Source organism: Paraburkholderia sp. FT54 (genome assembly GCF_031585635.1).
In the GTDB taxonomy this organism is placed as follows: domain Bacteria; phylum Pseudomonadota; class Gammaproteobacteria; order Burkholderiales; family Burkholderiaceae; genus Paraburkholderia.
In genome coordinates this window covers 3,600,932-3,614,695 of the sequence record NZ_CP134195.1, presented here as the reverse complement: position 1 = coordinate 3,614,695, position 13,764 = coordinate 3,600,932, and the positions used below count along the sequence as shown (strand labels likewise).

11 protein-coding genes and 1 pseudogene are annotated in these 13,764 nt (G+C 63.2%); 8 read left to right on the top strand and 4 right to left on the bottom strand.

Annotated features, from left to right (window positions below):
* Positions 1 to 96: 96 nt before the first annotated feature.
* A complete protein-coding gene (recN, locus tag RI103_RS16650) occupies positions 97 to 1,767 on the bottom strand; it encodes a DNA repair protein RecN (RefSeq protein WP_310813013.1) in 1,671 nt (556 codons plus the stop codon).
* A 71-nt stretch (positions 1,768 to 1,838) separates the two neighbouring features.
* Positions 1,839 to 2,741: an NAD kinase gene (locus RI103_RS16645; protein ID WP_168792627.1), complete on the bottom strand. Its 903-nt coding sequence runs from the start codon at positions 2,739 to 2,741 to the stop codon at positions 1,839 to 1,841.
* Between the two features lie 318 nt (positions 2,742 to 3,059).
* Here RI103_RS16645 and hrcA point away from each other — a divergent pair, with 318 nt between their 5' ends.
* The 8 genes and pseudogenes from hrcA (at position 3,060) to pabB (ending at position 12,596) form a co-directional block, all read left to right on the top strand.
* Complete coding sequence (gene hrcA, locus RI103_RS16640) at positions 3,060 to 4,079, top strand: heat-inducible transcriptional repressor HrcA (protein WP_106284494.1); 1,020 nt, start codon at positions 3,060 to 3,062, stop codon at positions 4,077 to 4,079.
* 180 nt (positions 4,080 to 4,259) lie between these two features.
* A complete protein-coding gene (gene hemH, locus RI103_RS16635) occupies positions 4,260 to 5,330 on the top strand; it encodes a ferrochelatase (RefSeq protein WP_310813012.1) in 1,071 nt (356 codons plus the stop codon).
* 8 nt (positions 5,331 to 5,338) lie between these two features.
* The gene (locus RI103_RS16630; protein WP_310813011.1) at positions 5,339 to 5,746 is read left to right on the top strand and encodes an RNA-binding S4 domain-containing protein; all 408 of its coding nucleotides are present in this window, start codon (positions 5,339 to 5,341) and stop codon (positions 5,744 to 5,746) included.
* A gap of 511 nt (positions 5,747 to 6,257) precedes the next feature.
* Positions 6,258 to 6,842, top strand: coding sequence for a nucleotide exchange factor GrpE (gene grpE, locus RI103_RS16625; protein ID WP_310813010.1), 585 nt, complete (start codon positions 6,258 to 6,260; stop codon positions 6,840 to 6,842).
* 70 nt (positions 6,843 to 6,912) lie between these two features.
* Positions 6,913 to 7,146 (top strand): annotated as a pseudogene (locus RI103_RS16620) (thioredoxin); the annotation flags it as partial.
* A 153-nt stretch (positions 7,147 to 7,299) separates the two neighbouring features.
* Entirely contained in the window at positions 7,300 to 9,252 is a 1,953-nt protein-coding gene (gene dnaK, locus RI103_RS16615; RefSeq protein WP_310813009.1) for a molecular chaperone DnaK, read from the top strand.
* Between the two features lie 265 nt (positions 9,253 to 9,517).
* Positions 9,518 to 10,660, top strand: a complete 1,143-nt coding sequence (gene dnaJ, locus RI103_RS16610) for a molecular chaperone DnaJ (protein ID WP_310813008.1) — start codon at positions 9,518 to 9,520, stop codon at positions 10,658 to 10,660.
* Between the two features lie 25 nt (positions 10,661 to 10,685).
* Positions 10,686 to 12,596, top strand: coding sequence for an aminodeoxychorismate synthase component I (gene pabB, locus RI103_RS16605; protein WP_310813007.1), 1,911 nt, complete (start codon positions 10,686 to 10,688; stop codon positions 12,594 to 12,596).
* A gap of 57 nt (positions 12,597 to 12,653) precedes the next feature.
* On the opposite strand, the gene RI103_RS16600 is transcribed toward pabB, so the two are convergent.
* The gene (locus RI103_RS16600) at positions 12,654 to 12,788 is read right to left on the bottom strand and encodes a hypothetical protein (RefSeq protein WP_310813006.1); all 135 of its coding nucleotides are present in this window, start codon (positions 12,786 to 12,788) and stop codon (positions 12,654 to 12,656) included.
* A gap of 139 nt (positions 12,789 to 12,927) precedes the next feature.
* Positions 12,928 to 13,743 (bottom strand): 3-methyl-2-oxobutanoate hydroxymethyltransferase, encoded by an 816-nt coding sequence (gene panB / locus RI103_RS16595; RefSeq protein ID WP_310813005.1) that lies wholly within the window; start codon positions 13,741 to 13,743, stop codon positions 12,928 to 12,930.
* Positions 13,744 to 13,764: the final 21 nt, after the last annotated feature.

The following is a 13,764-nucleotide window of genomic DNA, read 5'->3' as shown; positions in this document are numbered from 1 at the left end:
CTGCAGGCGGGCGAGTCACCCTGAGCCATCGTCCGTCGCCGCCAGTGCTCCGCTCGCTAGTCGCGGATGGCGAGGGCATCCCGAGCCAGCGAACAACTACGCCGCCAGCATTTCCTTCGCATGCTTGCGCGTGGTCGGCGTGATCTCCAACCCGCCGAGCATCCGCGCGACTTCTTCCACGCGGCTCGCCTTGTCGAGCGAGGTCACGCTGCTGACCGTGCCGCCTTGACCGTTGCCCGCCTTCGCCACCTGGAAATGATGGTCACCGCGCGCGGCAACTTGCGGCAAGTGCGTCACGCATAGCACCTGGCGCTGTTGCCCAAGCTGATGCAAAAGCCGCCCGACCACTTCGGCGACGCCGCCGCCAATGCCCGTGTCCACTTCGTCGAAGATCAGCGTGGGGGTGGGGCTGGCGGCGCTGGCGATCACGGCGAGCGCGAGGCTGATCCGCGCCAGCTCACCGCCGGAGGCGACCTTCGCGAGCGGCCGCAGCGGCACGCCGGCATGACCGGCGACGCGGAACTCGACCTGTTCGAGCCCATGCGCGCCACCTTCGGGCAGCGGCACCAGCGCGACTTCGAAGCTGCCGCCTTTCATCGACAGTTCCTGCATGCCCGTGGTGACCGCCGCGGCCAGCGCCTTGCCGGCCTTGGCGCGCGCCTTCGAGAGTTTCTTCGCTTCGGTCAGGAAAACTTCTTTGGCCTTGGCTTCGGCTGCGTGCAGGCTGTCGAGGTCCGCGGCCGCGTCGAGCGCGGCTAGTTGCGCGCGACGCGCCTCGTGTTCCTCAGGCAGCGTTTCCGGCTGCAGACGGAATTTGCGCGCGGCGGAATGCAACGCGTCGAGACGCTTTTCGACTTGCGCCAGCCGGTCCGGATCGAGTTCGAGCTTTTGCGCGTAATGACTCAGCGAATAAGCCGCTTCCTGTAGCTGGATTTCGGCCGGCTCGAGCGCGGCCAGCACGTCGTTCAAGGCCGGATCGATTTCCGCCAGATCGCGCACCTTCGAGACGATTGAGGACAGATGCGTGATCATCGCCTCGTCCGATTCGGACAGTGCGCCGAGCGCGCCTTGCACGCCGTCGATCAGATTGGCCGAATGCGACAGCCGCCGATGCTCGGCGTTGACCTCTTCCCACTCGCCCGGCTGCGGCGCGAGCTTGTCCAGTTCAGTGAGCTGCCAGGCGAGGCGTTCGCGCTCCAGTTGCAACTCGCGGTCACGCGTTTGCGCGTGCTCGACCGCCTGAACCTTCTCGCGCCACGCGCGCCACGCCCGCGTGACGGTTGCCGCAGTGTCCGACAGGCCCGCGTGAGTGTCGAACAGTTCGCGTTGCGCGTCGGGGCGCATCAGCAATTGGTGCGCGTGCTGACCATGAATGTCCACCAGCATTTCGCCGACCTCGCGCAACTGCGCGAGCGTCGCGGCGGTGCCGTTGATGAAGGCCCGCGAGCGGCCGTTCGCGTCCACCACTCGCCGCAGCATTACCGTGCCTTCGTGATGGCCGTCGTCGCCGGTCGTGCCGAGCGCCTGCTCGTCGAGCCATTGCTCGACCTGCGCATGGGTCTCGAACTCCGCGGTGATGTCGGCGCGGCTTTCGCCGGTGCGCACGACGTTCGCATCGGCACGGGCGCCGAGCGCTAGCGCCAGCGCATCGATCAGGATCGACTTGCCGGCGCCGGTTTCGCCGGAGAAAACAGTAAAGCCGCTGTCGAATTCGAGATCGAGCGCGGCGACGATGACGAAGTCGCGTATCGAGAGGTGGCGAAGCATGGAGGTCGTCTGGTGAGCTTGATGTTCGGGTTTCGGCAGCGGCGGCGTTCGCGTTCCGGTGTTCGTGCCGCTCAGGGTTTGGGGTCTTCTTCGTGCGACGGGTATTCGTTCCAGTGCAGCTTTTTGCGTAGCGTGGCGAAGTAGCTGTAACCGACGGGATGCAGCATCGGCACCGTATGACGCGAGCGGCGCACTTCGATCGTGTCGCTCAGTTCGAGCGAGGTGAACGACTGCATGTCGAAATTGACGTTCACTTCGCGCCCCGAGACGATCTGGATGCTCACTTTCGAGTCGTCCGGCAGCACGATCGGCCGGTTCGACAGCGCGTGCGGCGCGATCGGCACCAGCACGATGCCCTGCAATTGCGGATGCAGTATCGGCCCTTGCGACGACAGCGCGTAAGCGGTCGAGCCGGTGGGCGTAGCCACGATCAGACCGTCCGAGCGCTGGTTGTACATGAAGCGGCCGTCCACCGAGACATGCAGTTCCGCCATGCCCGAGAAGCCGCTGCGGTTGACCACCACGTCGTTGAAGGCCAGCGCGTGATAGATCGGATTGCCGCCGCGCATGATGCGCGCTTCGAGCAGCACGCGTTCTTCGCGCTCGAAATTGCCGGATAGCATTTGCGGCACGATTTCGCGCATGTCGGAGATCGGAATGTCGGTAATGAAACCGAGCCGCCCATGGTTGATACCGATCAGCGGCGTGCGGTACGGCGCGAGCTGGCGGCCGATGCCGAGCATGGTGCCGTCGCCGCCCAGCACGACCGCAACGTCGGCGCGCGCGCCGATCTCGGCGGGACGCAGCGCAGGATAGTCGGTCACACCGATCTCGGCGGCGGTGTCGGCTTCGAACACGACCTCGAAGCCGCGCTTCGCGATGCACGAGGCGAGCGCGGTCAACGGCTCGGCGATGCCCGGCGTATTGTTGCGCCCGACGAGCGCGACGGTCTTGAACTGGCTGGTCACTTGCATGCCGGCATTACACCATAGGTAGGGCCTGAAAAGAACCGTAGACAGACCCGGTGGCGGGCCGGCGCGCGCGGGCTGTGAGCGCATCTTGCGATTATCGATAGAATGGTGAAGCCTTGATGACATGTGCGCCGGTTAAAGTGCGGCGGGGTGCCGGCAGCCGGGCCGCCCAGAAGGCGGCCGGTGACGCGCCGGGCGGAACGCCGGCTAGTGTGCCGGACCGAAGGCAACGCGCCAGCAGGCCAAACGGCGGCGCGTTCGTCCGGGATGGGCGCCCCTAGCGCTCGCGGTAGTCGTGCCATTGAGCTAAAATTTGCCGTCATGCTAGATCCTCGCGCACAAACCCTCCTCAAAACGCTGATCGAGCGCTACATCGCCGAAGGTCAGCCGGTCGGCTCGCGCACGTTGTCGCGCTATTCGGGCCTCGAACTGAGTCCCGCAACGATCCGCAACGTGATGTCCGACCTCGAGGACCTGGGGCTCGTGATCAGCCCGCATACTTCGGCGGGCCGCATTCCCACGCCGCGCGGCTACCGCCTGTTCGTGGACACCATGCTGACGGTGGAGTCCGCCGCTGACGAAGAAGCGGTGACGCGCACCGTCAAGACTACGCTGCAGGCGGGCGAGCCGCAGAAAATTGTTGCCGCGGCGGCCAGCGTGCTCTCCAATTTGTCGCAGTTCGCCGGCGTGGTGCTCACGCCGCGGCGCAGCCACGTGTTCAAGCAGATCGAGTTCATGCGTTTGTCCGACAAGCGCATTCTGCTGATCATCGTCACGCCGGAGGGCGACGTGCAGAACCGCATCATGGCGACCCAGCGCGATTTCTCGCCGTCGCAGCTGGTCGAAGCGTCCAACTACATCAACGCGCACTTCGCGGGTCTTTCGTTCGACGACGTGCGCCGCCGCCTGCGCGAAGAAATCGACGAACTGCGCGGCGACATGACCACGCTGATGCACGCCGCCGTCACGGCCAGCACGGACGAATCCGACACGGGCGAAACCGTGCTGATTTCCGGCGAGCGCAACCTGCTCGAAGTCGCCGACCTTTCGTCGGACATGGCGCGCTTGCGCAAGCTGTTCGATGTGTTCGACCAAAAGACCAGTCTCCTTCAATTGCTCGACGTGTCGAGTCACGCGGCGGGCGTGCAGATTTTCATTGGCGGCGAGTCGAATCTCGTACCGATCGAGGAAATGAGCGTGGTCACCGCGCCGTACGAGGTGAACGGCAAGATCGTCGGCACGCTGGGCGTGATCGGACCGACCCGCATGGCCTACAACCGCGTGATTCCGATTGTGGACATCACCGCGCGGCTGCTTTCCCTGACGCTCAGCCAGCAATAAGCAAGCGTCGATTCCTGGCAGCGCTTGCGTGCGCTCCTGCCGCAAATAATGCGCGACCGCGCGCGGCTTGCCAATTGGCCGAATGGCCAGGGGTGTCCGGCGGACCGGTGCATGAACGTCGCCGCTATAATGATTCCCACCTGAATCGACTCTCCGCCAACCCGGTTACTTCTGCTGCCTATGCGCTTCGACCTCGAGCGGCCTTCACAAAACGCCACGTCACACCGTGTCGCCGTGCTGCTGATCAATCTCGGCACACCCGACGCGCCGACGCCGCGTGCGGTCCGCCGCTATCTGGCGCAGTTTCTTTCCGATCCGCGCGTGGTCGAAATTCCCGCGCTGCTCTGGCAGATCATCCTGCGCGTGCTGATATTGCCGTTCCGGGGCGTCGCCTCGGCCAAGAAGTACGCCGCGGTGTGGATGCCCGAAGGCTCGCCGCTGCGCGTCCATACGGAGAAGCAGGTGGAAGGCTTGCGCCATCTGCTGCAATTGAACGACTACACGGTGCTCGTCGATTACGCAATGCGCTATGGCACGCCGGGCATTCCGGCCATGCTGAACCAGCTCAAGCTGGCGGGCGCCGAGCGCGTGTTGCTGATGCCTATGTATCCGCAGTATTCGTCGTCGACCACCGCCACCGCGTTCGACGACGCCTTTTCGGCCCTCAAGCGCATGCGCAATCAGCCGGAAATCCGCACGGTGCGCCAGTACGCCGACCATCCTGCCTACATTGCGGCGCTCGCCGCGCAGGTTCATCACTATTGGCATCAGCACGGCCGGCCGGACTTTGCCGCAGGCGACAAGCTGGTGCTGAGTTTTCACGGCGTGCCCAAGCGCACGCTGGACCTCGGCGACCCGTACCACGAGCAATGCCAGCAAACCGGCGCGGCGCTGATGCAGGCGCTCGAACTGACGCAGGTGGAATGCCGCATCACGTTCCAGTCACGTTTCGGCAAGGCGGAGTGGCTGCAGCCGTACACGGCGCCTACGTTGAAAGAACTGGGCGCGGCGGGCGTGCGGCGCGCCGACGTGTTCTGTCCGGGCTTCACCGCCGATTGCCTTGAAACCATTGAGGAAATTGGCATGGAAGTGCGTGACGAATTCCTCCACGCAGGCGGCAAGGATTTCCATCGGATTCCGTGCGTGAACGCCTCGCAGGCGTGGATTGCCGCGCTGGGCGAAATCGTCGCGCAGAATCTGCAGGGCTGGCCGGTGCAGACGCTGCCCGTGCCGCACACAACAGGAGCTTGAGCGGGCTCATGAATTACAGGATTTCAACCGAAGCGGGCGCGAAGCTGCGCATCGACAAATGGCTTTGGGCGGCGCGCTTCTTCAAGACGCGTTCGCTTGCCGCGGACGCCGTCGAAAAAGCCCATGTGCGGATTGGCGGCGCTAGCGTCAAGCCGGCGAAAGACGTGCGGGTCGGCGACCTGGTCGAAATCGAGATCGAGCGGATTGTGTGGCAGGTGGAAGTGCTCGGCGTGTGCGACGTGCGCGGCCCGGCGAGCGTCGCGCAGACGCTTTACGCGGAAACTGAAGAGAGCAGGGTGAAGCGGCAGGTCGAACAGGAGCGGCGCAAGACGTATCGCGAACCGGCGGCCGCGTTGCACGGCCGACCGACGAAACGCGACAGGCGCACTATCGACAAACTTTCAGGTGGGGGTTGAACAGCTGTTCCATGGTCGCGTGCACGCCACCGTATTCGGTAGTGTGGTCGTTGACAGCCCCGGACATGCAGATGGTCGTGGTGCCCGCAATCAGAACCAATGCGACCACCGAGATTGCAAAGGTCAGTTTCACGGTACTCCCCTCGGATGGTTCAGGATAAAGACGGGCGAATCGGTTGGAAATTGCAATGTGTCGGAAAGGATTGCGTCAGATTAGGGTTAACGCGTCTTTTCCGATATTTAAGTGGAGCATAGGCCACTTGTCTGCAGCACTCAATCTCAATCTGATTGCGCAGCAAAAATGGTTGTAACCGGGCATTGCCGCCGCGCGTCCGTGGTGGGAAAAGATCGGGAAGAACCGCTTGAAATGGTTGTTTCCGGCCTCATCTGCCGTTCTGATTTGCGGTGATTCGCGAAGTTGTCTGTCGCGATTTTGCAACGCACAAACCGCGCCAGGTTTGATGCGCTGCCGCCACCGTTTGGCTTTTACCTTTTAACGACTTTCAGCGACATGGAAAACACGCAAGAGAACCCGACGAGCCAGAATCCCACGCCCGCCGACGAAACCGAGCGCCAGGCCGCCGAGGCCGCGGCACCTCAGCAGGAAGCGGCCGCAAATGCCGCGACCGACTCGCCGGCGAGCGCAGAGCAAGCGGCATTGGCTGAAGCTCAGGCGAAGATCGCCGAGTTGCAGGAAAGCTTCCTGCGGGCCAAGGCTGAAACCGAAAACGTTCGCCGTCGCGCTCAGGAAGACGTCGCCAAGGCGCACAAGTTTGCGATCGAGAGCTTCGCCGAGCATCTGCTGCCGGTGATCGACAGCCTCGAGGCCGCCGTCGCCCACTCGTCCGACGATCTGCAGAAGGTGCGCGAAGGCGTCGAGCTCACGCTGCGCCAGCTCACCGGCGCGCTGGAAAAGGGCCGCGTCGTCGCCCTGAATCCGATTGGCGAGAAGTTCGACCCGCACCGCCATCAGGCCATTTCCATGGTGCCGGCCGAGCAGGAGCCGAACACCGTGGTCGCCGTGCTGCAAAAGGGCTTCGTGATCGCCGATCGCGTGTTGCGTCCGGCACTCGTGACCGTCGCTGCTCCGAAGTAAGCGCCGAGGCTCGGTAAGCCGTTTCATTGGGCAGGCCGTGCCATGGCCAACCTTCCCGTCGACGCCACCCGAGTATCGCGAACTGGGCGGGCGCTTCATGCTGCACGGCGTGCCCGCATGGTTCTTCTTTTACCGCGGCAACCGGCTCGGCCGGGCAATCGGCTGACACGGCCTCGGGCAGTTCCGGGCCGCGGTCGCAACCGCACGGGAGAAGATCCCGACGGGCAATGCGGCGAACGCGGCTGACACCGCGAGCGACGCGCAGGCTAGTGGAACAAATTTGGGCAAAAGTTCGCTCGATTGAAAAAAATTAAAGACCGCATCGCAAAAAAGGTCTTGAAAACGATGCGGACGCACTTATGTTGAGTGCAGGTAGGAATTGAGAGCGGATCGCCTTACCGCCAGCAGGGCAAACAGGGCGCTTCCCGCAGCGATCAAAGTTAGGAGATTAGTAAAAATGGGCAAAATCATCGGCATCGACCTCGGCACGACCAACTCGTGCGTGGCGATCATGGAAGGCAATTCGGTCAAGGTGATCGAGAATTCGGAAGGCGCGCGCACCACGCCGTCGATCATCGCGTACATGGAAGACGGCGAGATTCTCGTCGGCGCGCCCGCGAAGCGTCAGTCGGTCACGAACCCGAAGAACACGCTGTACGCAGTCAAGCGCCTGATCGGCCGCCGCTTCGAAGAAAAAGAAGTGCAGAAGGACATCGCCCTGATGCCGTACAAGATCATGAAAGCCGATAACGGCGACGCATGGGTCGAAGTGCGCGATCAGAAGCTCGCGCCGCCGCAAATCTCCGCGGAAGTGCTGCGCAAGATGAAGAAGACCGCTGAAGATTACCTCGGCGAGCCGGTCACGGAAGCCGTGATCACGGTTCCCGCGTACTTCAACGACAGCCAGCGCCAGGCGACCAAAGACGCAGGCCGCATCGCCGGTCTGGAAGTGAAGCGCATCATCAACGAGCCGACCGCAGCCGCTCTGGCATTCGGTCTGGACAAGGCCGAAAAGGGCGACCGCAAGATCGCGGTGTATGACCTGGGCGGCGGTACGTTCGACGTGTCGATCATCGAAATCGCCGATGTCGACGGTGAAATGCAATTCGAAGTGCTGTCCACGAACGGTGATACGTTCCTGGGCGGTGAAGACTTCGACCAGCGCATCATCGATTACATCATCGGCGAGTTCAAGAAGGAACAGGGCGTCGATCTGTCGAAAGACGTGCTCGCGCTGCAACGCCTGAAGGAATCGGCTGAAAAGGCGAAGATCGAACTGTCGTCGAGCCAGCAAACCGAAATCAACCTGCCGTACATCACGGCCGACGCGTCGGGTCCGAAGCACTTGAACCTGAAAATCACGCGCGCCAAGCTGGAAGCGCTGGTTGAAGAGCTGATCGAACGCACGATCGAACCGTGCCGCGTGGCGATCAAGGACGCGGGCGTGAAGGTCGGCGAAATCGACGACGTGATTCTGGTCGGCGGTATGACCCGCATGCCGAAGGTGCAGGAAAAGGTCAAGGAGTTCTTCGGCAAGGATCCGCGCCGTGACGTGAACCCGGACGAAGCCGTGGCCGTGGGCGCCGCGATTCAAGGCCAGGTTCTGTCGGGCGACCGCAAGGACGTTCTGCTGCTCGACGTGACCCCGCTGTCGCTCGGCATCGAAACGCTCGGCGGCGTGATGACGAAGATGATCAACAAGAACACCACGATCCCGACCAAGCACGCACAGGTCTACTCGACGGCTGACGACAATCAGGGCGCCGTGACGATCAAGGTGTTCCAGGGCGAGCGCGAAATGGCGGCCGGCAACAAGCTGCTGGGCGAGTTCAACCTGGAAGGCATTCCGCCGGCACCGCGCGGCACGCCGCAGATCGAGGTGAGCTTCGACATCGACGCGAACGGCATTCTGCACGTCGGCGCGAAAGACAAGGCGACCGGCAAGGAAAACCGCATCACGATCAAGGCGAACTCGGGGCTGTCCGAAGCCGAAATCGAGAAAATGGTGAAGGACGCCGAAGCGAACGCGGAAGAAGATCACAAGCTGCGTGAACTGGCCGATGCCCGCAACCAGGGCGACGCGCTGGTCCACAGCACGAAGAAGGCGCTCACGGAATACGGCGACAAGCTGGAAGCCAGCGAGAAGGAAGCGATCGAAACCGCGCTGAAGGACCTCGAAGAAACGCTGAAGAGCGGTTCGAGCGACAAGGCCGCGATCGAAGCCAAGATCGAAGTGGTGGCCACCGCCTCGCAGAAGATGGGCGAGAAGATGTACGCCGACATGCAGGCTGCGCAAGGTGCCGAAGCCGCGGCAGCGGGCGCGGCAGGCGCGGGTGCAACGGCTGGTGGCGCGAGCCAGCAGCAGGACGACGTGGTCGACGCCGAGTTCAAGGAAGTCAAGAAAGACTAAAGCCAGGTCGCCTTTCGACCGTAAAGCCGCACACAGCCTTGTGTGCGGCCCGGCTGCACCAGAGCTGCGCTAGTCGGACGCGCAAACGTGCAAGAGCGGTTATCACGCCTGGCGAGCCTTTTAGGCTCTCCGGGCACATTTGTTTTATGGAGGGCGTTGTTTTGAGCCGCGTTGAAGCGGCGTGAAACGGCGGCCGGACGAGTCGTGAGACTCCAGCATTCAAGAGGAGCCACCGTGCGCATTGCGCGAGTGGCGTTGAACCGATATGGCGAAACGGGATTACTACGAGGTTCTGGGCGTCGCAAAGAACGCGAGCGACGACGAAATCAAGAAGGCTTATCGCAAGCTGGCGATGAAGCACCACCCCGACCGCAATCCGGGCAACAAGGATGCGGAAGGGCATTTCAAGGAGGTGAAGGAAGCCTATGAAATGCTCTCGGACTCGCAAAAGCGTGCCGCGTACGATCAGTACGGCCACGCGGGCGTCGATCCGAACATGGGTGGTGCCGGGGCGCAAGGCTTCGGTGGTTTTGCCGACGCATTCGGCGATATTTTCGGCGACATCTTCGGCCAGGCAGCCGGTGGCGCCGCACGCGGCGGTGGCGGCCGCGCCGGCCCGCAGGTGTATCGCGGCGCCGATCTGCGCTACAGCATGGAAATCACGCTGGAACAGGCCGCGCACGGTTACGACACGCAGATTCGCGTGCCGAGCTGGGTCTCGTGCGAAGTCTGCCACGGTTCGGGCGCCAAGCCCGGCACGAAGCCGGAAACCTGCCCGACCTGTAGCGGCTCGGGTTCGGTGCGGATGTCGCAAGGCTTTTTCAGCATTCAGCAAACCTGCCCGAAGTGCCATGGCACCGGCACCTACATTCCTGAACCGTGCGGTCACTGCCACGGCGCGGGCAAGGTGAAGGAAACCAAAACGCTGGAAGTGAAGATCCCGGCCGGTATCGACGACGGCATGCGTATCCGCTCCGCCGGCAACGGCGAACCGGGTATCAACGGCGGCCCGTCGGGCGATCTGTACGTCGAGATTCACATCAAGCAGCACTCGGTGTTCGAGCGCGACGGTGACGATCTGCACTGCCAGATGCCGATCCCGTTCACCACCGCGGCGCTCGGCGGCGAGATCGAAGTGCCGACCCTCGCCGGCCGCGCCAGCTTCACCGTGCCGGAAGGCACGCAGTCGGGCAAGACGTTCCGTCTGCGTGGCAAGGGCATCAAGGGGCTGCGTTCCAGCATTGCCGGCGATCTGTACGTGCACGTGCAAGTCGAAACGCCGGTCAAGCTCACTGAGCCGCAACGCGATCTGCTCAAGCAGTTCGAAAAGGCGCTGGTTGAGGGCGGCTCGCGGCATAGCCCGCAAAGCAAGAGCTGGTTCGATCGGGTGAAGAGCTTCTTCGATTAATGGCAGTTTGAAGTTGGCGGTAGGCATGACGGCAGATGAGCGCGGCGCAGTGTTCGCGTTACTCGACGATTGCGACGCGACAGCGGCGCGCCGTTCGAGTCGTCTGTACACGGGTTTTGTGCATGAACGGGTGTGTGCGGATGCCGCGCAGCTCGAAGTCGTGTGCGAGTCCGTGGCCACGGAGACGCGGCGAGGTTTGCACGCCGTCGTGCTCGCCGACTATGAGTTCGGCCGGAATCTTCTCGACGGAGAGTTGGACCGGTCCATGAAAACGCAGCGTGGCGACGCCACGCTGCGTTTTTTTATGTTCGAACGTTGCGAGAAGCTTGCGCGCGAAGAGGTCGACGCCTGGCTCATGGCGCGCGACGAAGGCATGGCCGGGCCATCGGTGGCGGGCACGGCGAACGTGCGCGCGAGCGTCAATCCGGCGCAGTTCGACGCGGCGATCGATGCGATTCACGCAGCGCTGCGCGCGGGCGATTCCTATCAGGTCAATTACACGTATCGGCTCGGCTTCGAAGTGTTCGGCTCGCCGACCGGGCTATATCGGCGATTGAGGGCGCGTCAGCCCGTGCCGTATGGCGCGTTGATCGCCTTGCCGGGCGATCATTGGGTGCTGTCGTGCTCACCGGAACTCTTCATCGAAAAGCGAGGCGCGATGTTGCGTGCGCGGCCGATGAAAGGCACCGCACCCCGCTCGACCGACCCGGCGGCGGACCGGCGCGCTGCCGAATTCCTCGGCAAAGATCCGAAAAACCGCGCCGAGAACGTGATGATCGTCGACCTGTTGCGCAACGATCTGTCGCGGGTGGCGCAGACGGGCTCGGTCAAGGTGCCGGCGCTGTTTTCGGTCGAGCCGTATGCGTCGGTCTGGCAGATGACCTCGACGGTGGAGGCGACGTTGCGGCCTGGTACGTCGTTCGCAGGCATATTGCGCGCGCTGTTTCCCTGCGGTTCGATCACGGGCGCGCCGAAGCATCGCACGATGCAGTTGATCGATGAACTGGAGAGCACGCCACGCGGGCTCTATACCGGCGCGATTGGTTGGCTGGATGCGCCTTCGACTGCTGATGCAATCACATCTGCCGTCGCAAACCAAATCGCGGCTGGTGGCGACTTCTGCTTATCCGTCGCAATTCGCACATTGACCTTGAGCCGCTCGACGCAAACGGGCCGACTGGAAGGCAAGTTGGGCGTCGGCGCGGGCATCGTGCTCGACAGCGTCGCCGCCGACGAATACGCGGAGTGCCAATTGAAGGCCCGCTTTCTGACCGACGCTGAGCCGGGTTTCGACCTATTCGAAACGATGTATGCAACGCACGAAGAGGGCGTGCGGCATCTGCCGCGCCATCTGGCGCGACTCTTATCGAGCGCGGCGGAGCTCGGCTTCAAATTCGTCGACGCGAGCGCCATCCGCGCGGAGATCGCGGCGAAATGTGCGTCGCTGCCGGCGCGCACCCCGCATCGCATGCGGCTTGCGTTGAGCAAGAACGGCACGATGCACATCACCGCCGCGGTATTGGCGCCGTTGGCCGAATCGGCGGTCGGCGTGCAGCTCGGACCCGATCACGCGTTCCCTGCAACCGACGCCGCCGACCCGCTGCTTCGCCACAAAACCACGCGTCGCGCCGAATTCGATCGCGGCTGGCGCGAAGCCGAAGCGAAAGGCGCATTCGACACGCTGTTTTTCAATGCGCAAGGCGAGTTGACCGAAGGCGGCCGGTCGAATGTGTTTGTGAAGCTGGCTGGGCGCTGGTGGACGCCTCCGCTTGCGTCGGGCGTGTTGCCCGGCGTGATGCGCAGCGTTCTGCTCGAGGAAGCGTCGGGCCTGCGGGCGGCCGAACGTGTGCTGACCCGGACCGATCTGCAAAGCGCCGAAGCGCTGATGGTGTGCAATGCCCTGCGAGGCGCAGTGCCGGCGCGGATTGTGGACTGACAAGGTGGTGAACTTACCTGTCAGTGGCAAAAACGGCGCGTGGTCCCCGCCCGCGCCTCAGCCGTGAAGAACATGCAGCAGTCGGGCGATCCAGCCGGTCAGACGCGCATGCCATGCAGCTTCCCGCACATCATGCGGTACGGTGGCGTGGTCGCGGATTCCCGCGACATCGATCAGGCAAAATGGGCTCATGGTGGTCTCCCCTCGGCTCGCGGCCAAGCCGCATTAACACAAAGACGAAGATAGACAAGCGGCTTTCCATGCGATGTGGGATAGCCCTCAAAACGGGTACGAAGGTACCCGTTTTGTTTGATCCTTTATCGGTTGAAACTCAGAACGTGTGCTCAGGCCCAGGAAACGAACCGTCCTTCACCGCGCCTACATACGCTTCCACGGCCGCCAGAATACTCGGCTGCCCCTGCATGAAATCCTTTACGAAGCGCGGACGCTTGCCAGGGAAAATGCCCAGCATGTCGTGCAGCACCAGCACCTGACCCGAGCAATCCAGTCCTGCGCCGATACCGATCGTCGGAATGCGCAACTGCTTTGTCACGTCACTTGCGAGCAGCGTCGGAATCGCTTCGATCACGATCAATTGCGCGCCGGCCTGCTGTACGGCGAGCGAGTCGCGCATCAGCTGCGTCGCGCCCGCTTCGGTTTTGCCCTGCACCTTGAAGCCGCCGAACGCATGCACGGATTGCGGCGTTAGCCCGACGTGCGCGCATACGGGAATCGAGCGCTCCACCAGGAAGCGCACCGTGTCGGCGAGCCATTCGCCGCCCTCGAGCTTCACCATCTGCGCGCCGGCCCGCATCAACTCCACTGAGCTTCTGAAGGCGTCTTCGGGCGTGCCGTAGGTGCCGAACGGCAGGTCGGCCACGATCAGCGCCGCGGGACGTGCGCGCGCCACGCTAGCCGTGTGATACGCGATGTCGGTGAGCGACACGGGCAGGGTGGTCGTCTGCCCTTGCAGCACGTTGCCGAGCGAGTCGCCGATCAACAGCACGTCGACGCCCGCGCGATCCAGCAGCGCGGCGAAGCTCGCGTCGTAGCAGGTGAGCATGGCGATTTTTTCGCCGGCATCGCGCATTGCCTGCAGTTTCGGCACGGTGATGGCGTTCCGGCTCGCTTCCTGCAAATAGGTCATGGGTCAATCCGTTGAGAAAGA

Bases quoted from the DNA above. Each gene is read 5' to 3' on its own strand.
- RI103_RS16600 (WP_310813006.1), bottom strand. From the start codon at position 12,788: ATGAGCCCATTTTGCCTGATCGATGTCGCGGGAATCCGCGACCACGCC.
- RI103_RS16645 (WP_168792627.1), bottom strand. From the start codon at position 2,741: ATGCAAGTGACCAGCCAGTTCAAGACCGTCGCGCTCGTCGGGCGCAAC.
- recN (WP_310813013.1), bottom strand. From the start codon at position 1,767: ATGCTTCGCCACCTCTCGATACGCGACTTCGTCATCGTCGCCGCGCTC.
- grpE (WP_310813010.1), top strand. From the start codon at position 6,258: ATGGAAAACACGCAAGAGAACCCGACGAGCCAGAATCCCACGCCCGCC.
- panB (WP_310813005.1), bottom strand. From the start codon at position 13,743: ATGACCTATTTGCAGGAAGCGAGCCGGAACGCCATCACCGTGCCGAAA.
- dnaJ (WP_310813008.1), top strand. From the start codon at position 9,518: ATGGCGAAACGGGATTACTACGAGGTTCTGGGCGTCGCAAAGAACGCG.
- hrcA (WP_106284494.1), top strand. From the start codon at position 3,060: ATGCTAGATCCTCGCGCACAAACCCTCCTCAAAACGCTGATCGAGCGC.
- dnaK (WP_310813009.1), top strand. From the start codon at position 7,300: ATGGGCAAAATCATCGGCATCGACCTCGGCACGACCAACTCGTGCGTG.
- RI103_RS16630 (WP_310813011.1), top strand. From the start codon at position 5,339: ATGAATTACAGGATTTCAACCGAAGCGGGCGCGAAGCTGCGCATCGAC.
- pabB (WP_310813007.1), top strand. From the start codon at position 10,686: ATGACGGCAGATGAGCGCGGCGCAGTGTTCGCGTTACTCGACGATTGC.
- hemH (WP_310813012.1), top strand. From the start codon at position 4,260: ATGCGCTTCGACCTCGAGCGGCCTTCACAAAACGCCACGTCACACCGT.